Source organism: Sphingomonas sp. Sph1(2015) (assembly GCF_001970915.1).
Lineage (GTDB): Bacteria > Pseudomonadota > Alphaproteobacteria > Sphingomonadales > Sphingomonadaceae > Sphingomonas > Sphingomonas parapaucimobilis.
This window is the reverse complement of record NZ_MQUI01000012.1, coordinates 30,423-47,330: the sequence shown is the minus strand read 5'-3', so window position 1 is coordinate 47,330 and position 16,908 is coordinate 30,423. Positions and strand designations below refer to the sequence as shown.

Here is a 16,908-nt window from a genome sequence, read left to right as displayed (position 1 = left end):
TCATCCGGGCGACAGGTTCGCTGCCCTATCAAGGTGTTGCGGTTGAGGGGCGTTCGAGATTCCCCCCTGTTGCTCGAACAAGCACCCTCATCCCGCCTGCGTGACGAACGCTAGGTCGGCCCTCGCTCCATGCCCCCGGAGCGGGGGCCTTTCCTTTTGTTCATCCCTCCCCTTGCAGGGGAGGAATGGGGGTCAGGTAATCTTGTCTCACCCCCCTGCCCCCGCTACATCGCGTTTCGTGAAAATCGCCTCCTGGAACATCAATTCGGTGCGTTTCCGCGCCGCGATCGTCGAGCAATTCCTGACGGAGGCCGCACCCGATGTGCTGTGTCTGCAGGAGACGAAGGTGGTCGATGACGACTTCCCCTTCGACCTGTTCCGGTCGCTGGGTTACGACCACATCATCATCCACGGCCAGCGGATGCACCACGGCGTCGCCATCGTGGCGAAGGTGCCGATCACCGAGGACGACCGCCTCGACTGGCAGGCCAATGCCGAGGCGCGGCATGTCGGCATCCGGTTGCCGAACGGGGTGCGGCTGGAGAATGTCTACATCCCGGCGGGCGGCGACGTGCCCGACCGTGAGGTGAACCCAAAATTCGGCCAGAAGCTCGATTTTCTCGGCCGTATGATCGAATGGTCGGGCCAGCTCGATTGTCCGACGATCCTGACCGGCGACTTCAACATCGCGCCACTCGAATCGGACGTGTGGAGCCACAAGCAGCTGCTCGACGTGGTCAGCCATACCCCGATCGAGGTCGAGACGCTGGCCAGGCTCCAGGCGTCGAACGACTGGGTCGACCTCGGCCGCCACTTCATCCCCGCGCCGCAGCGTCTCTATACCTGGTGGAGCTACCGCGCGAAGGACTGGGCGGCGTCGGATCGCGGGCGGCGGCTCGATCATATGTGGGCGACGCGCGACGTGGCCGAAAAGGCGGTGTCGCATCAGGTGTTCGAGCCGTGCCGCAGTTGGCTGAAACCCTCCGACCATATCCCGATCATGACGGAATTCGATTTTTGAGCCTTCCCGACTCCAAGGCGGCGGCGCGTGCGATCGATGCGCTACGCCGGGGCTGGCCGATCGCGATTGCGGGCCAGGCGCTGCTCGCGGTCGAGACGGCCGATCCGTTACGCCTCGCCGCCTTCGATCCCGAGGCCCGTGCGCCCGTCCTGATCTCCGCCGGTCGCGCCGCGACGTTGAAGCTGACCAACCAGCTGGAGGCGGCCGATCCCGACGCTGCCGTGCTGGTCGAGCGCGCACCCTGGGTCGACTTTGCCGCCGCCACCGCGCTGGCCGACCCGCAATTCGACCTGGCGACCCCGCTCAAGGGTCCGTTCCGCGCCCTCCCCCTGCCCGATCCAGCGATCGCGGCGGCGGCGATCCGGTTCGCCCGGATCGCCGGGATGCTGCCCGCCTTCTTCGTCGGCGGAACTGGCGTGGAGGCGGCGATTTCGCTCGCCGACATCGCCGCACACGAAGATGCCGAGGCGCTGGCCATCGCCACCCGCGCCCGCCTGCCCGTGGCGGGGGCGGAGAATGCGGAGATCGTCGCCTTCCGCTCGCCCCATGCGGCGGGCGAGCATGTCGCGCTGCTGATCGGCCAGCCCAATGGCCAGCCGCCGCTGGTGCGCCTGCATAGCGAATGCCTTACCGGCGATGTGCTCGGCAGCCTGAAATGCGATTGCGGGCCGCAGCTTCATGCCGCGATCCATGCCATTGCCGAGTCGGGTTGGGGGATCCTGCTCTATCTGCGGCAGGAGGGGCGTGGGATCGGGCTGGTCAACAAGCTGCGCGCATACCAGCTCCAGGATCAGGGCTTCGACACGGTCGACGCCAATACGCGGCTGGGCTTTGCGATCGACGCCCGCGACTTCGGCGTGGCGGCGCGGATGCTGACCCTGATGGGACAGGACACAGTGCGGTTGCTGACCAACAACCCGGCCAAGGTCGCGGGGCTGAACGCGGCGGGGGTGCAGGTGATCGAGCGGGTCGCACACAGCCTGCCACCCAATCCGCATAACGAACGCTATCTCGCCACCAAGCGGGATCGGACGGGGCACCAGCTTTAAGGAGTGTATCGCGCTCTTTCAGAAGAATGGTTCGCGCGGAGACGCGAAGACGCGGAGATGAATGGGTCGGGGCCAAGTTGAGACACTCTCACCTTGGTTGCGATAAGAGGGCCGCTGTCGCCGCAAGCCAGACACCTCCGCGTTCTCCGCGCCTCCGCGCGAACATCATCCTTGTCTTCTAAACTTTATCCCCGCCGCGCGATCCCTTGCGCGATGATCGTCGCCTCCGCCTCGGCCAGAACCGCCCCGGCATTGCCCGGTGCCATCACCGCGCGTTCGGCCGCCCGGATACGCGCCATCGCGCGCGCCAGCATCGCAGGGGTCCAGCGGCGCAGCGCGCGCGCCGTCTTCGCCTCGTCGCGGAAGAAGACGCGGTGGCGCTTCATCACCGCCTCGACCGGTTCGCCCGCATCCATATCGGCACGCATCTCGGCCAGCACGACCAGCCGCCGGGCCAGCGCGCGCAGCCACGGAATCGGCGACGCCCCGCCCTCATCGAGCAGCGCCAGTTCGCCGCCCAGATCGCTCACGCGTCCCTCGACCACCGCCTCGACCGCATCACCCATCTCGACCTCGCCCAGATCGGCGCCGACCGCATCCATCGCGGCGTGATCGACCTCGCGCGGGCGGTCGGGTGCAGCGTCGAGATAGAGCGCCAGCTTCTCCAGTTCGCGCATCATCACCGATCGGTCGGCCGCCGCCGCCTCGACCAGCCGGGCGGGCACCCCCGCCGCCAGCCGCAGCCCCATCTCGCCGCCGATCGTCGTCGCCAGCCGCTCGGCATCGGCAGCGGTCGGCGCATAACAGCCGAACGCCATCGCGCGCGGCGAATCGAGCGCCAGCTTCACGATCTTGGCGGTGGTCTTGACCGTGGGGGCGATGGCGACAACCGGATTGCCCGCCGACTCGGCCTCCAGCAGCGCGGTGAACGCCGCCAGCCCTTCCTCGCCGACACTGGCGATACGGATGTGGCGCGGGCCGCCGAACAGCGACATGGACGCCGCCTCGTCGGTCAGGCGGGCGGGATCGCTTTTCAGCGTGGCCGAGTCCAGGTCGATCCGCTCGGCATCCTGCCCCATGGCCTTGGCAAGGATTCGCGCCAGTTCGCTTGCCCCCGCCTCGTCGGGACCGTGGAGCAGATAGAGGCGGATGTCGGCGGAGGGGCGTCCCAGCGCCTGGCGAATCTGGTTGGCGTTAGCCTTCACGGGCGCGCGGGCACCATCGCCTCACCGGGCCGCGACCGGGCATAGGTGGCCAGCCGCGCGACGATCTCGTCCGCCACGATCACCGACAACCGCTCCAGCGCAGTGTTTTCCGCCGCGATGGTCGCATATTCCGAGCGGACCACGTCGATCCCGGCATCCGATCCGGCGGTGGCATCGACCAGCACCGCGTTGCTCGTCTGGTCGACCAGCTGATAGCGCGCGCGCAGGATACGCCGTTCGCGCACCACCGAGTCGTCGCGCCGCACGCCAAGCCCGCGAATCTGGTCGTCCAGCTTCACGTCCAGACGGTAACGGGCATTGCCCGTCTTGCCGCCGAGCCGGTCGTTCAGCGCATTGGCCATCAGCCAGCCCGCCTTCCCCTGGATCGGCGCGACCTCGATCTGCGTCAGGGCATTGGCCACCGGACCGGAGCCGCCGCCCGCATAAAGCGGATGCAGCCCACAGCCCGACAGACCCAGCGTCAGCGCCAGACCGGCGGCGATCAGGGGAAGGACGCGGCTCATGCGACGATGTTCACCAGACGGTCGGGCACCACGATCACCTTCTTCGGGGTAGCGCCGTCAAGCGCGCGGACGATCTTGTCCGACGCCAGCGCGGTCGCCTCCAGCTGGTCATTCGGCAACCCCTTGGCGACGGTCAGCGTGTCGCGCAACTTGCCGTTGACCTGCACCGCGACGGTGACTTCGTCCTCGACCAGCAGGCTTTCGTCGACCACCGGCCAGGCGGCGTCGGCGATCAGGCCCTCCTGCCCCATCCCGGCCCAGGCTTCCTCGGCCATGTGCGGGACCATCGGCGCGACCAGCAGCATGGTGGTGCGGATCGCGTCGTTGCGCGCGGCGGAAGGCTTGGCCTTTTCGATGGCGTTGACCAGCTCATAGAGCTTGGCGACGGCCTTGTTGAAGGCCAGCGCCTCGATATCCGCCGCTACGCCCGCGATGGTCTGGTGCAGTTTCCGAGAAAGCGCCTTGTCCTCACCCTCGGCAGCTTCAGAGCCGTCGAACAGACGCCACAGGCGCTGAACGAAGCGCCACGAGCCCTCGATACCCGATTCCGACCAGGGCAGGTCGCGCTCGGGCGGGCTGTCGGACAGCATGAACCAGCGCACCGCGTCCGCACCATATTGATCCACGATGGGTTCGGGATCGACGGTGTTCTTCTTGGACTTGGACATCTTCTCGACGCGGCCGACCGTGATCGGCTGGCCGGTCGCGATCTCGATGCCGTCGCGGATTTCTCCGGGGGCGAGCCAGCGGCCGTCCGAGGACTTGTAGCTCTCGTGCGTGACCATCCCTTGCGTGAACAGACCCGCGAACGGCTCCGCCACGTCGATCAGGCCGATATGCTTGAGCGCACGCGTCCAGAAGCGGGCATAGAGCAGGTGCAGGATCGCATGCTCGACGCCGCCGATATATTGCCCAACGGGCAGCCACTGTTTCACGACCTCGGGATCGAACGGGCGATCCTTGGGCTGGCTGGCGAAGCGGATGAAATACCAGGAGGAATCGACGAAGGTGTCGAGCGTGTCGGTCTCGCGCCGGGCGGGCTTGCCGCAGGTCGGGCAGTCGACATGCTTCCACGTCGCATGGCGGTCGAGCGGATTGCCCGGCACGTCGAAGGTCACGTCCTCGGGCAAGGTCACCGGCAGCTGGTCCTTGGGCACCGGCACCGCACCGCAATCCTCGCAGTGGATGATCGGGATCGGCGTGCCCCAGTAACGCTGGCGGCTGACGCCCCAGTCGCGCAGGCGGTACACGGTCTGGCCCTGGCCCCAGCCCTCACCCTCGGCGCGGGCGATGACGGCGGCCTTGGCGGCCTCGACCTCCATGCCGTCAAGCGGACCCGAGTTCACCAGTTTCCCGCTGCCGGTATAGGCGGTGTCACCCTCGAACACCGGCGCGGTCAGGTCGCCATCGGCGACGACGCGGGTGACGCTCAGGCCGTATTTGCGCGCGAAATCCAGGTCCCGCTGGTCATGCGCGGGCACGCCCATGACGGCGCCCGTGCCGTAGTCCATCAGCACGAAGTTCGCGATATAGACGGGCAGCGTGATGCTGTCGTCCATCGGGTGCTGCATCCGATAGCCGGTGTCGAAGCCCAGCTTTTCCTGCGTTTCCAGTTCGGCCGCCGTCGTGCCGCCCGCCTTGCAACGCTCGATAAAGGCCGCCGCGTCGGCGTTCGTCTCGGCCAGTTCGCGCGCGATCGGATGATCCGCCGCGATCGCGACGAAGCTCGCCCCGAAGATGGTGTCGGGACGGGTCGAATAGACCTCGATCGGCGTCGCGAAGGGCGCGACGGGCGCGAAGCGGAACTGCAGGCCCTTGCTGCGGCCGATCCAGTTCTCCTGCATCAGCTTCACCTTGTCGGGCCAATGCTCCAGGGTGGTCAGACCCTCCAGCAGCTCATCGGCGAAGTCGGTGATCTTCAGGAACCACTGGTTCAGCTTGCGCTTCTCGACCAGCGCACCCGAGCGCCAGCCGCGCCCGTCGATCACCTGTTCGTTGGCCAGCACGGTCATGTCGACCGGGTCCCAGTTGACCGCCGATTCCTTGCGATAGACCAGCCCACCCGCATACAGGTCGAGGAACAGCGCCTGCTCATGCCCGTAATACTCAGGCTCGCAGGTCGCGATCTCGCGGGTCCAGTCGAGCGCGAAGCCCAGCCGCTTCAGCTGCGCCTTCATCGTCGCGATATTGTCGCGGGTCCAGCCGCCAGGATGGACGCCCTTCTCCATCGCGGCATTCTCGGCGGGCATGCCGAACGCGTCCCAACCCATCGGGTGGAGCACCTCATGCCCGATCATCCGCCGATAGCGCGCCAGCACGTCGCCCATCGTATAGTTGCGGACATGCCCCATATGGATGCGCCCCGACGGATAGGGAAACATCTCAAGGACATAGGACCGGGGCTTGGGGCTGTGATCGTCGGCGGCGAAGGTGCGCCGCTCTTCCCAGATCCGCTGCCAGGTCGAATCCGATTTCAGGGCATTGTAACGCGAGGCCATTCGGGTGGTCTTTTACTTCGTGATCGAGGCGCGGCGCAGGTCGCGCGCCTTGGTGAGGATGATGTCTTCCAGCTTCTGGATGGTCGCGGCCTGCACCGGCGCTTCCACCCACTGGCCGCCGCGATTGACTTCGCGCAGCGCGGTGACGCGCAGCGCATCGGCGCGCAGATCCTGGTCCAGGATGGTGACGGTGACCTTCATCCGCTCGGTCGGGACCTGCGGGTTGACGTACCAGTCGGTGACGATGACGCCGCCGTTGGAGTCGGTCTCGGCCAGCGGCATGAAGCTCAGCGTGTCGAGGCTGGCGCGCCACAGATAGGAATTGACGCCGATCGTCGTGATCTTCGACGCGGCCAGGTCACCCTGCGGGCGCTCCTTCTTACCGGCACAGGCGCCGAGCGACAAAGCGGCGATTACCGCGAACGCGGTGGCGGAACGGCGAAGCATCGGCATTATCCTGACTGCGATGAAGGACGGGAATAAGGGTTGCCTATAGCCTCTACAGGGGTGCCGACACCCCGGCAAGCGCCGGGACATCATCGACGATACGACCGATTCTGTGGAGGTTGCGCAACACTCGGACAAGATTCGCGATGGCGTGCGTAACAATGGGATCGCTCACGCCAGATTCCGTGTTAGGAGCAATCCTGTAAAAGGGTCTCAAAAAAGGGGTGGGCCGTGTCGTTCGGGCGTGTGGTGATCGGAATCGCAATCGGGGCGCTGGCCGCCACGACTGCGATGGTCGCGCCCGCCATCGGCGCGGTCGATCAGAATAAGCACCCGATCAAGGCACGGGGACTCAGCCTGCTCGGCCGTGGCGGTTTTACCCCGTCCGCCGCAGACCCCCGGCTCGCCGCCATCTTCGCCAAGAGCGGGCTCGATGCGGGCGACCTCCGCTTCACCCCGGCGGAAAGCCAGCGCGGCGTCAACCGCCCCGTGACCGTCGCGGTGCGGGCGCAGAGCAGCCGCACCAACGAGGAACGCGTCGCCGCCAACACCGCGCCGACCGTCGGTCTGGCCCCGATCTCCTATAACCTCGGCGTCTCGGTCGGCTGGAAACGGGTTGCGCTGTCGGGTGATATCGCGCGCGTCGACCTGGCCGGCCTGCCAGGCAGCCGCGAAAGTGCCGATGTGGCGGTCAGCTATACTGCGAATCGCTTCACCGGCCGCGTCAAGGCCTCAACCGACCGCCCGATCGACGGCGCGCCGAAGATGATCGACATGCCGTCCAGCTACTCGCTCGACATGGGCGGCTCCTATTCGCTGACGCGCAACCTCGATGTGACGGCGGGTGTCCGCTATCGCTCGGATCGCGAGCGTCTGGCCCGGATCGACGACGATCGCCGCAACAGCCAGGCGGTCTATCTGGGAACGGCCTTCCGCTTCTAAGTCGGTCCTGCAACAGCGGCGGGGGGTGACGATTTGGTCTTTCTGACGGTCTTGGCCTTCGCAGTTCAACGCCCCGAAGCCCTCGCGCAGCCGCCCAAGTTACTGAACCCGACCACGCTGTTTCAGCCCAATGACTATCCTACCCGGGCTGCGCAGAAGGAAGAAAGCGGGATCGTCAGCACGCTTCTGTCCGTTGACGATCATGGCCGCGTGACGAACTGCGTCGTTACCGAAAGCAGCGGATCGGTGGCGCTCGATACCGGAACCTGTACCCTGTTGCGTCGCAAAGCCCGCTTCAAGCCTGCGCTCGATGCGACCGGCTCCCCCGTCAGCGGCACCCATCGCGAGATGGCGGCCTGGTCGATAGGCCCCTCCGCGATATCGCCGGTCATCCAGCTCATGCTGTCACTATCCCCGTTACAGTCTCCTCCGACTGCACCGGTCGCAGCCCGCCTCTATTTCAATGCCAAGGGCCGCGTGACCGAATGCCAGATCGTCCAATCGGGTGGCGGCGCCGTGGACGAAGCGGTTTGCAAGATTGCCGCCGCCAAACTTTCCATCACCCCGCCGCACAGCGAGTCTCCCGACATTGCACCCGTCGGCATACGGAATTTCAGCGTTGCTTTCCGGCTGGCGGACCCGGCCAGCGGACAGGGGCGGCCTTAGGCGGTCCAGGCATCGATCGCGGCCCAGCCATGAAACACCCCGCGCAACCGGCGAAAGCGCTTTGCATTCATGCCCCCCAGTGCGATTCGCGCCAGTCCGAGTCCATTGCCGATTCTCATTGCCCGTGCCGGACCCAGGGCCGGAGCACCCGGATGCGAGCGGGTCGGGAATAGCGGCGAGACGAACAGCAGGTCGGCCCCTGCCCTCCATCCCGCCACCGCTTCGGCCCGGTCATGCGCAGGCCAGCTTCGCAGCCCCCTGCCTCGCCCCGCCTTGTGGACGCCGTCTCCGGGCAATCCCCCTCCGGCCACCAGCAACACCAGCCCCCGCGCCCTGGCGATTCGCCAGACCCGACGATGAATCGCGCGCCGCTCGGCCGCCGGCGTCGCATGATGGCGGAACACCACCCCCGATCCGGGCGGCAGCCGGCGCAGCGCGGTCCAAAGCCCCTCCCCCAGCCGCTCGTCGGTCATCAGCCATGTCACGGGGTATCGGTCGGCCATCGGGGGTATTATAGCGCCGGGCATGACCGACGACAGCGTTTCCCGCCTTGCCACCGTCTCCGCCCAGCTTCAGCACGCCGCGAAGCTCGGGCAGCACGCGACCCCGACCCTGATCGCGGTGTCGAAGACCCATGATGCCGACACGATCCGCCCGCTGCTGGAGGCCGGGCACCGCGTCTTCGGCGAAAACCGGGTGCAGGAGGCCGCCGCCAAATGGCCCGATCTGCGTGCGGCCTATCCGGGTGTCGAACTGCACCTGATCGGCCAGCTTCAGTCGAACAAGGCCGCCGACGCCGTCGCGCTGTTCGATGTGATCCACACGGTCGACCGCCCCTCGCTGATCGCCGCACTGACCGAAGCAATGGACAAGAGCGGAAAGCGGCCCGACTGTTTCCTTCAGGTCAATATCGGCGACGAGGAGCAAAAGGGTGGCTGCGCCATTGCCGAGACCCCTGCAATGCTGGAGACGGCCCGCAGCGCCGGGCTGCCCATCATCGGCCTGATGGCGATCCCGCCGCATGGCCTGGACGCCGCCCCCTATTTCGCACTGCTCGCCAAGATGGCGCGCGAACTGGGGCTGGCGAAGCTCAGCATGGGCATGTCCGAGGATTATGAGGTCGCCGCGATGCTCGGCGCCAGCCATGTCCGGGTCGGCAGCGCGCTGTTCGGGGCACGCGCATGAGCCGCTTCGCCGCCCTTCTGTTCGATTTCGACGGTGTCCTGATCGACAGCGAATATGAAGGCAATCGCCATCTCGGCGAATGGCTGACCGCCAATGGTCATCCCCATACGCCCGAAGAAGCGATGCACCATTATATGGGGCTGGCGGGCAAGGACTTCATCGCGGCGATCGAGGGCCGCATCGGCCAAACCCTGCCCGAAAGCTTCTACGAGGCCCGCCGTGCCGAGGATATCCGCGCCATGGCCGAGGGCGTGGCGGCGATCGGCGGCGCGGTGGCGTTCGTGAAGTCGCTCCCCGCCGATTTTCCCAAGGCGATCGTCTCGTCCAGCCCGACTGTCTGGATCGACCAACATCTGCGCCATATCGGTCTGCGCGAGCTGTTCGGCGAGCATATCTATAGCGGACGCGAGCATGTCACTCGCGGCAAGCCCGCCCCCGACCTCTATCTCCACGCGGCCGAGCGGCTGGGCGTGCGGATCGCGGATTGCGCGATCCTGGAGGACTCTCCTGTCGGTGCGACCGGGGCGGTGGCGAGCGGCGGCCATGTCATCGGCATGTGCATGGGCACGCACTGCGCGGTCGGCCATGACCAAAGACTGCGCGACATCGGCGTCGCCGCGATCGCACAGGATTATGAGGACGTCCGGCGCGAACTGGGGTTCTGACCCCCACCTCCGTTCGGCCTGAGCGAAGCCGAAGGCTACGGGAATAAACCTCGTGGCATAGCGCCGGGTATGCGCTTCGACGTCGCTCAGCCTGAACGGAAAGGGGGGAAGCTCCCCCCCCTCAAAAATCAAAGGAAAATTGCGCCGGTCCCAGAAGGATGCTGGCGTATCCCTTTCAAATACCCTCACCTGTCAGGCGCTGGCATACCATGTCCAGCTGATCGAGCGTCGAATAGCTCAGGGTCAGCGTCCCCCCCTTCTCGCCATGTGCGATACGCACCGACAAGCCGAGCAGATCGGCGAGCTGGCCCTCCAAGGCGGCGATATCGGCATCCGCCGCGTCCTGCCCGGTCGGCACCTTGGCGGCGCCCTTCTCGCCCTCGTCCGAGCCCTTGCGACCGCCACCCTTGGCCTCCCGGGTCAGCTTTTCGGTCTCGCGAACGCTCAGGCCGCGCGCGATGACCTGATCGGCCAGCGCCTCGACCTCGTTCGCGCCCAGCAGCGCCCGGGCATGGCCCATCGACAGCGCGCCGTTGACCACCTGTCCCTGCACCGTATCGGGCAGTTCGAGCAGGCGCAGCAGGTTGGCTACATGGCTGCGCGACTTGTGGACGATCTTGGCCAGTGCTTCCTGGGTATGGCCGAACTCACCCGCCAGCCGCTGATAGGCCTGCGCCTCTTCGATCGCGTTCAGGTCCTGTCGCTGGATATTCTCGATCAGCGCGACTTCGAGCGTCTGGGCATCGTCGAAATCGCGGATGACGACCGGCACCTCGTGCAGCCGTGCGCGTTGCGCCGCCCGCCAGCGGCGCTCGCCCGCGACGATCTGATAGTCGCGGCCATGCGGACGCACGACGATCGGCTGGATCAGTCCCCGTGCCGAGATCGAGGCGGCGAGTTCGTCGAGCGCGGCTTCGTCGAAATGGCGGCGCGGCTGATCGGGATGCGGTTGCAGCGATCCGACGGGCAGCATACGCACGCCCCCCGGCGTCGGCTGATCGCCCGGCCGGATCGTCGCCTCCCGCGCGATATCCCCGAGCAAGGCGCCCAGACCGCGGCCCAGACCGGGACGTGGACGCTTGGCCGTCTCGCCGCTCATGCCGCTGCCGCTCCCGGCTGGCTGCCGAGCGGCAGGCGCGCGATCAGTTCGCGAGCCAGCGCGATATAGGCCTGGCTGCCGACGCAACGATGGTCATAGATCAACGCGGGCAGACCATGGCTGGGCGCCTCCGACAGCCGGACGTTGCGCGGAATCACGGTATCGAACACTACACCCCCCAAAACGGCGCGTACATCGGCCGACACCTGGTCGGTCAGCCGGTTGCGCCGGTCATACATCGTCAAGGCCACGCCCAGGATCGCCAGCCCCGGATTGAACCGCGCGCGGATTCGCTCGACCGTGGTCAGCAGCTGCGACAGTCCTTCCAATGCAAAGAATTCACACTGCAATGGCACGAACAGCGAGTCGGACGCCACCATGGCGTTGATCGTCAGCAGCCCCAGCGAGGGCGGGCAATCGACCAGGACGATGTCCCAATTGCCCTGCGTCCGGCGCAGCGCATGGTCCAGCCGGTGGGTCCGATTCTCATAATCGACCAGCTCCAGCTCGGCCCCCGACAGGTCGACCGTGGCGGGCACGACGTCCAGCCGGGGCACCTGGCTATGCACCACCGCGTCGTCGATCCGCGCCTCGCCCAGCAGTACGTGATAGCTGGAAAACATGCGCTGGCTGTTGGGAATGCCCAGGCCCGTCGAGGCATTACCCTGCGGATCGAGATCGATCAGCAGGACGTTCAGCCCCGTGGCCGCCAAGGCGGTGGCGAGATTGATGGCGCTGGTGGTCTTGCCCACCCCACCCTTCTGGTTCGCGATGGCAACGCAGATCATCGGGCCTCTACTCGGTCGAGGATCACGATCGACGATTCCGCCGATGTGATGCTATGTTCCACGTGAAACACGAAGCGCCATTGCCGCTTGAGGGTCTTGATTTCGCGCTCGTCCAGGCGGCCGCGCGGGAGCAGCCACCGCGTTTCCTGTTTGCCGCAGTGGGCGGCTGCGCGCAAAAGATTTTCGACTGTCGCTACGGCGCGAGCAGAAATAATATCGGCCTGGAGCGGCACCGCCTCGATCTTTGCAGCATGGACCGTCACCCGGTCCCCCATGCCGAGCCCGTCGACGCACTCCTGCAGAAATTCCGCCCGCTTTTTGCGTGGTTCCACCAGTGCAACCCGGCCAGGCCAGGCGATGGCGACGATCATGCCGGGAAAACCACCACCCGTGCCGATATCGATCCACTGCCCATCGGCCCGGTCGGCCATGGGAATCAGCTGCGCCGAGTCGACCGCGTGGCGGCTCCAGATCGTGCCGATGGTGGAAGGTGAAACCAGATTCTGCTGGTCGTTCTCCACCACCACACGGTCGAGGAACCAGTCGATCCGCGCCACTGCCTCCTCGCCGAAATGCCCGACCGCCCAGTCGCGTGCCTGATCCTCGTTCATGCGGCGACCTTTCGAGCGTAGAGAAGCACTGCCGACAGGGCAGCGGGAGTAATGCCGCGAATGCGCGACGCCGCCGCCAGCGTGGCAGGGCGTGCGAGGCTGAGCCGGTCGATCATTTCCTGCGACAAGCCGGGGATGGCGGCATAGTCGAGCGCGGGCGATAGCAGGATCTGTTCGTCGGCCCGGAGACGCGCGACCTCCTCGGCCTGCCGTTCGACATAGGGAGCGTAACGCGCATCCTCCAGCGTCTCGGCCACCACCGCCGGATCGCAACCCTCGGCAGCGTCGGGAGCGACATGCGCCAATGTCACGCCGTCGAAGCGCAGCCACTCATAGGCCGTCCGTCGTGCGCCATCCTGCGCAATAGCGGCACCGCCGCGTGCCAGATCGGACGCAGTGCGGACCACCGACAGCCGCTCGCGCAATAACGCCTGCTGCGCCTGCCGCCGCTGCCGATGCGCCAATCGCGCATCCGACAGGCACCCGGCGGCTTCGGCGATGCCACCCAGCCGCGTCTCGGCATTGTCCGCGCGCAGCGACAGGCGATACTCGGCCCGGGCGGTCAGCATACGATAAGGCTCGGTCACGCCTTGCAACACCAGATCGTCGATCATCACGCCGAGATAGCTCGACGCCCGGTCGAGGATCACGGGCGACAGGTCACAGGCATGCGCCGCCGCATTGAGCCCGGCGATCAGCCCCTGCCCCGCCGCTTCCTCATAGCCGGTCGTGCCATTGATCTGACCGGCGCAGAACACCCCCGCCAGCGCCCCCAGCCCCAACCGTGCATCAAGCGCGCGCGGATCGATATGATCATATTCGACGGCATAGCCGGGCAGTGTGATGACCGCCCGCTCCAGCCCCGGCATGGAGGCGATCATCGCCGCCTGCACATCGGTCGGCAGCGAGGTCGACAGGCCGTTGGGATAGACCAAAGGATCGTCCAGCCCTTCCGGCTCCAGGAAGATCTGATGGCTGTCGCGGTCGGCGAAGCGCTTGATCTTGTCCTCGATCGACGGGCAATAGCGCGGCCCGTTCGCCTCGATCGCGCCGGTGAACAACGGCGAGCGGTGGAACGCCGCCGCGATGATCGCATGGGTTTCTTCGGTGGTACGGGTGATCGCGCAGGCGATCTGCGGCAACGGCCGCGCCGCCGTCATCGGCGACATGGTCCACGGATCGGTATCGCTGGGCTGCTCGTCCAGCTTCGCCCAGTCGATGGTGCGGCCATCAAGACGCGGCGGTGTGCCGGTCTTCATCCGCGCCATGGGCAGGCCCAGGGCACGCAGCTGTTCCGCCATCCGGGTGGCCGCCCGCTCGCCGATACGTCCGCCGAGATGGCGCTCTTCGCCGCGGAACAGCCGCCCGCCGAGGAAGGTCCCGGTCGCCAATACCACCGCCCGCGCCGACAGGATCAAGCCATCGGCCAGTTGCACGCCGGTGACCCGATCGGCTTCGAGGACGAGTGCTTCGGCCTCGCCCTCGACGATGGTCAGATTCGGTTGCGCGGCGAGCATCGCCTGGATCGCTGCGGCATAGCGACGACGGTCCGCCTGAACGCGCGGACCTTGCACCGCCGTGCCCTTGCTCCGATTGAGCATACGATAATGGATCGCGCCCTGGTCCGCCGCACAGGCCATCAGCCCGTCAAAGGCGTCAACCTCGCGCACGATATGGCCCTTCCCCAATCCACCGATAGCGGGATTGCAGGACATGGCGCCCAGGCCATGACGATCGAAGGACAAGAGGGCCGTCCGCGCACCCCGGCGCGCAGCCGCCGCAGCGGCTTCGGTTCCCGCGTGACCACCACCGATCACTACGACATCAAACATACCCCCGCCCTACCGGAAGGACCGGGCAGCGTCAAAGCGATTGCAGGGTCAACGTTCCACGTGGAACACTCACTTGCCCAGGCAGAAGCGTCCGAACAGCGCATCGAGCATCGTTTCGGTGGCACTGACGCCCAGCACTTCCGCCAGCGCCTGTCGTGCCACCCGCAATTCCTCGGCGATCAAAAGGACGTCATCGGTCTGCGTCGCGATCAGGGTATTGGCGGCCCGGCGGCACTGCTCCTGCTGATGCCTTTTGAACCCGACCGCATCTTCACGCGGCAATAGCGCAGCGCTGGTCTCTGCAATCGCGTCCCAGACACTGGCCACACTGGCCCCATCATCCCGTCGCACCGCCAGCCGCCTGCCCTGGGGCAGCCTCTCCCTCCCCGGCAGATCGGCACGCGAATGGAGCCAGATCGCATCGTCACGCGGCGGAGGCGCATCGGCCATCCACAACAAGATGTCCGCCTGGCGGATTGCTTCCTGCGCACGGGTGACGCCGATCGCTTCGATCACATCGTCGGTATCCTCGGCCAGACCGGCGGTGTCGGTCAGCACATAGGCGACACCACCCCGAAGCACGCTCGCCTCGATCCTGTCGCGGGTCGTCCCCGCGATCGGCGAGACGATCGCCGCCTCACGCTCCACCAGCAGGTTGAGCAGGGTCGACTTGCCGCTATTGGCCGGCCCGGCCAACACGACGCGGATGCCATCATGAAGCCGGTCGACCGGCGGCCGCGCGACCACCTCCAGCATCGCGATGGCCAGGTCATGCATCTCGCCCTTGATCCGCGCCACCGCTGCCTGGTCGAGCGGCACATCATCCTCTTCGGCGAAATCGAGCATCGCCTCGACCATTGCCGACAGCATCGCCAGCCGGTCCATCCAGCCACGCACCGCCTGGCTGACCCGGCCCTCGACCGCGCCGATCGCGGCCCGGCGCTGCCGCTCGGTCTGGGCCTCGAGCAGATCGGCCAGCCCTTCCGCCTCCGCCAGATCGATCCGGCCATGGAGAAGCGCGCGCCGAGTGAACTCGCCCGGCTCGGCGCGGCGGACGCCCGGCTGTTCGGCCAAGGCCCGCTCAACCGCCGCCACGACCGCACGACCGCCATGGCAATGCAGCTCGACCAGATCCTCACCCGTCGCGGTCGCCGGGCCGGGGAAGCAGAGGAGCAGCGCCGAATCCAACACCGCCTCCATTCCATCCCGCAACGTCCGCAGGCTGGCCCGGCGCGCCGGGGGCAGCCGCCCGCCCAGCCGCTCGGCCGCTGCGAAGGCTGCCGGGCCGCTCACCCGGATCACGGCGATGGCGGCGGGCGGCTGTCCGCTGGAGACGGCGAAGATCGTGTCGGACATGCTGGGGATCAGCCCTTCTGCCCTTCGAACATCCGACGCCACATGGTCATGCTCGCCTCGCCCATCGGCGCCCAGTTGCGCATCATCGCCTCGATCATCTCGGGCTTTACGCCGGACTGCATCGTGTCGAGCATCATCTGGACATAGCGTTCATGGATCGGCGTCAGGTCGGGCAGGCCCATGGCGCGGCGCGCCTCCTCGGGCGTGCAGTCGATTTCCACATTCACTTTCACAAGCCATTCTCCATCACGCGACCAACTGAGGCATAAGGCGTTATCGTCGCGACGACCACAGGAGACCCGCATGACTGCCACCAAGACCATCGCCGCTACGCAGGGCGAAGGCCAGTTCAACGTCTATTATGCCGAGCCGGAGGGGAAGCCGACCGCCGCGATCATCGTCATCCAGGAAATCTTCGGCGTGAATGCGGGCATCCGCCGCAAATGCGATACGCTGGCCGAGGCGGGCTATCTGGCCGTCGCGCCCGACCTTTTCCACAAGATCGCGCCGGGCATCGAGCTGGACCCCGACATCCCCAATGAGATGCAACAGGCGCTCGACCTGATGGGCCAGTTCGATCAGGACGGCGGCATTCGTGATATCGAGGCGACCATCAAGGCGATCCGCGACGAGCATGGTTCGGACTTCAAGGTCGGCGTGGTCGGCTATTGCCTGGGCGGACGGCTCGCCTTCATGACCGCCGCGCGGACGGATGTGGATGCCAGCGTGGGCTATTATGGCGTCGGTATCGACGGCCTGCTGGGCGAGAAGAATGCGATCGCCAAGCCGGTCCTGCTCCACATTCCGGAGGAAGATCACTTCGTCGACAAGGATGCGCAGAAGCGGATGCACGAGGGGCTGGACGACCACCCCAAGGTCACGTTGTACGATTATGCGGGTGAGGATCACGGCTTCGCGACCGAATTCGGTCAACGTCGGTCGGACGAGTCGGCCAAGCTGGCGGACGAACGCACCATGGCGTTCTTCGCCGAGCATCTCCGCTGATACGAAAAAGGGGGG

General features: G+C 66.6%; 18 protein-coding genes. 7 read left to right on the top strand and 11 right to left on the bottom strand.

The features are described from left to right. Window positions 1-238: 238 nt before the first annotated feature. Window positions 239-1,021 (top strand): exodeoxyribonuclease III, encoded by a 783-nt coding sequence (locus BSZ14_RS07225; protein WP_076710402.1) that lies wholly within the window; start codon window positions 239-241, stop codon window positions 1,019-1,021. Next, on the top strand, window positions 1,018-2,070 hold the full coding sequence (gene ribA, locus BSZ14_RS07220; protein WP_076710401.1) for a GTP cyclohydrolase II: 1,053 nt from the start codon (window positions 1,018-1,020) through the stop codon (window positions 2,068-2,070). Before BSZ14_RS07225 ends, ribA begins: the two co-directional genes overlap by 4 nt. 185 nt (window positions 2,071-2,255) lie before the next feature. Here the strand turns inward: ribA and holA are convergent, their stop codons facing one another. The 4 genes from holA to BSZ14_RS07200 are packed head-to-tail and all read right to left on the bottom strand — an operon-like array spanning window position 2,256 to window position 6,744. Further along, window positions 2,256-3,275, bottom strand: a complete 1,020-nt coding sequence (gene holA, locus BSZ14_RS07215) for a DNA polymerase III subunit delta (protein WP_076710400.1) — start codon at window positions 3,273-3,275, stop codon at window positions 2,256-2,258. Beyond that, on the bottom strand, window positions 3,272-3,799 hold the full coding sequence (gene lptE / locus BSZ14_RS07210; RefSeq protein WP_042486871.1) for an LPS assembly lipoprotein LptE: 528 nt from the start codon (window positions 3,797-3,799) through the stop codon (window positions 3,272-3,274). Before lptE ends, holA begins: the two co-directional genes overlap by 4 nt. Beyond that, complete coding sequence (leuS, locus tag BSZ14_RS07205; RefSeq protein ID WP_076710399.1) at window positions 3,796-6,297, bottom strand: leucine--tRNA ligase; 2,502 nt, start codon at window positions 6,295-6,297, stop codon at window positions 3,796-3,798. The genes lptE and leuS overlap by 4 nt, the downstream gene beginning before the upstream one ends. A 12-nt stretch (window positions 6,298-6,309) precedes the next feature. Continuing rightward, the gene (locus tag BSZ14_RS07200; RefSeq protein ID WP_056439008.1) at window positions 6,310-6,744 is read right to left on the bottom strand and encodes a DUF3576 domain-containing protein; all 435 of its coding nucleotides are present in this window, start codon (window positions 6,742-6,744) and stop codon (window positions 6,310-6,312) included. A gap of 231 nt (window positions 6,745-6,975) precedes the next feature. Here BSZ14_RS07200 and BSZ14_RS07195 point away from each other — a divergent pair, with 231 nt between their 5' ends. Further along, window positions 6,976-7,686: a hypothetical protein gene (locus BSZ14_RS07195; RefSeq protein ID WP_174435526.1), complete on the top strand. Its 711-nt coding sequence runs from the start codon at window positions 6,976-6,978 to the stop codon at window positions 7,684-7,686. 33 nt (window positions 7,687-7,719) lie between these two features. Next, window positions 7,720-8,352 carry a TonB family protein gene (locus BSZ14_RS07190; protein WP_076710398.1) on the top strand — a complete coding sequence of 211 codons (633 nt, stop codon included), beginning with the start codon at window positions 7,720-7,722 and terminating at the stop codon, window positions 8,350-8,352. Here the strand turns inward: BSZ14_RS07190 and BSZ14_RS07185 are convergent. Then, entirely contained in the window at window positions 8,349-8,855 is a 507-nt protein-coding gene (locus tag BSZ14_RS07185; RefSeq protein ID WP_338012076.1) for a thiamine phosphate synthase, read from the bottom strand. The two genes, BSZ14_RS07190 and BSZ14_RS07185, sit on opposite strands and share 4 nt — an antisense overlap. A gap of 22 nt (window positions 8,856-8,877) precedes the next feature. On the opposite strand from BSZ14_RS07185, the gene BSZ14_RS07180 reads away from it, so the two are divergent. Together BSZ14_RS07180 and BSZ14_RS07175 are read left to right on the top strand one after the other, a co-directional pair. Continuing rightward, complete coding sequence (locus tag BSZ14_RS07180) at window positions 8,878-9,537, top strand: YggS family pyridoxal phosphate-dependent enzyme (protein WP_076710396.1); 660 nt, start codon at window positions 8,878-8,880, stop codon at window positions 9,535-9,537. Further along, window positions 9,534-10,202, top strand: coding sequence for an HAD family hydrolase (locus BSZ14_RS07175; RefSeq protein ID WP_076710395.1), 669 nt, complete (start codon window positions 9,534-9,536; stop codon window positions 10,200-10,202). The genes BSZ14_RS07180 and BSZ14_RS07175 overlap by 4 nt, the downstream gene beginning before the upstream one ends. Window positions 10,203-10,377: 175 nt before the next feature. Here BSZ14_RS07175 and BSZ14_RS07170 read toward each other — a convergent pair whose 3' ends face one another. From BSZ14_RS07170 to BSZ14_RS07145, 6 genes are all read right to left on the bottom strand, one after another. Continuing rightward, complete coding sequence (locus BSZ14_RS07170; RefSeq protein ID WP_076710394.1) at window positions 10,378-11,301, bottom strand: ParB/RepB/Spo0J family partition protein; 924 nt, start codon at window positions 11,299-11,301, stop codon at window positions 10,378-10,380. Beyond that, entirely contained in the window at window positions 11,298-12,089 is a 792-nt protein-coding gene (locus tag BSZ14_RS07165; RefSeq protein WP_076710393.1) for a ParA family protein, read from the bottom strand. Before BSZ14_RS07165 ends, BSZ14_RS07170 begins: the two co-directional genes overlap by 4 nt. Continuing rightward, window positions 12,086-12,700 carry a 16S rRNA (guanine(527)-N(7))-methyltransferase RsmG gene (gene rsmG, locus BSZ14_RS07160; protein ID WP_076710392.1) on the bottom strand — a complete coding sequence of 205 codons (615 nt, stop codon included), beginning with the start codon at window positions 12,698-12,700 and terminating at the stop codon, window positions 12,086-12,088. The genes BSZ14_RS07165 and rsmG overlap by 4 nt, the downstream gene beginning before the upstream one ends. Continuing rightward, window positions 12,697-14,532, bottom strand: coding sequence for a tRNA uridine-5-carboxymethylaminomethyl(34) synthesis enzyme MnmG (gene mnmG, locus BSZ14_RS07155; protein WP_076710391.1), 1,836 nt, complete (start codon window positions 14,530-14,532; stop codon window positions 12,697-12,699). Before mnmG ends, rsmG begins: the two co-directional genes overlap by 4 nt. A 69-nt stretch (window positions 14,533-14,601) precedes the next feature. Continuing rightward, window positions 14,602-15,888: a tRNA uridine-5-carboxymethylaminomethyl(34) synthesis GTPase MnmE gene (gene mnmE, locus BSZ14_RS07150; protein WP_076710390.1), complete on the bottom strand. Its 1,287-nt coding sequence runs from the start codon at window positions 15,886-15,888 to the stop codon at window positions 14,602-14,604. A gap of 8 nt (window positions 15,889-15,896) precedes the next feature. After that, window positions 15,897-16,121, bottom strand: coding sequence for a DUF6489 family protein (locus BSZ14_RS07145; RefSeq protein WP_042486898.1), 225 nt, complete (start codon window positions 16,119-16,121; stop codon window positions 15,897-15,899). Between the two features lie 70 nt (window positions 16,122-16,191). Between BSZ14_RS07145 and BSZ14_RS07140 the strand changes: the two genes are divergently transcribed. After that, a complete protein-coding gene (locus BSZ14_RS07140; protein WP_076710389.1) occupies window positions 16,192-16,893 on the top strand; it encodes a dienelactone hydrolase family protein in 702 nt (233 codons plus the stop codon). The last annotated feature ends 15 nt before the right edge of the window (window positions 16,894-16,908 follow it).

What these genes read in the sequence shown, in the direction of transcription:
- BSZ14_RS07175 (WP_076710395.1), top strand. Translation starts at nt 9,534, where the DNA reads ATGAGCCGCTTCGCCGCCCTTCTGTTCGATTTCGACGGTGTCCTGATC.
- BSZ14_RS07185 (WP_338012076.1), bottom strand. Translation starts at nt 8,855, where the DNA reads ATGGCCGACCGATACCCCGTGACATGGCTGATGACCGACGAGCGGCTG.
- BSZ14_RS07180 (WP_076710396.1), top strand. Translation starts at nt 8,878, where the DNA reads ATGACCGACGACAGCGTTTCCCGCCTTGCCACCGTCTCCGCCCAGCTT.
- mnmE (WP_076710390.1), bottom strand. Translation starts at nt 15,888, where the DNA reads ATGTCCGACACGATCTTCGCCGTCTCCAGCGGACAGCCGCCCGCCGCC.
- leuS (WP_076710399.1), bottom strand. Translation starts at nt 6,297, where the DNA reads ATGGCCTCGCGTTACAATGCCCTGAAATCGGATTCGACCTGGCAGCGG.
- BSZ14_RS07140 (WP_076710389.1), top strand. Translation starts at nt 16,192, where the DNA reads ATGACTGCCACCAAGACCATCGCCGCTACGCAGGGCGAAGGCCAGTTC.
- BSZ14_RS07170 (WP_076710394.1), bottom strand. Translation starts at nt 11,301, where the DNA reads ATGAGCGGCGAGACGGCCAAGCGTCCACGTCCCGGTCTGGGCCGCGGT.
- rsmG (WP_076710392.1), bottom strand. Translation starts at nt 12,700, where the DNA reads ATGAACGAGGATCAGGCACGCGACTGGGCGGTCGGGCATTTCGGCGAG.
- BSZ14_RS07165 (WP_076710393.1), bottom strand. Translation starts at nt 12,089, where the DNA reads ATGATCTGCGTTGCCATCGCGAACCAGAAGGGTGGGGTGGGCAAGACC.
- lptE (WP_042486871.1), bottom strand. Translation starts at nt 3,799, where the DNA reads ATGAGCCGCGTCCTTCCCCTGATCGCCGCCGGTCTGGCGCTGACGCTG.
- mnmG (WP_076710391.1), bottom strand. Translation starts at nt 14,532, where the DNA reads ATGTTTGATGTCGTAGTGATCGGTGGTGGTCACGCGGGAACCGAAGCC.
- BSZ14_RS07200 (WP_056439008.1), bottom strand. Translation starts at nt 6,744, where the DNA reads ATGCTTCGCCGTTCCGCCACCGCGTTCGCGGTAATCGCCGCTTTGTCG.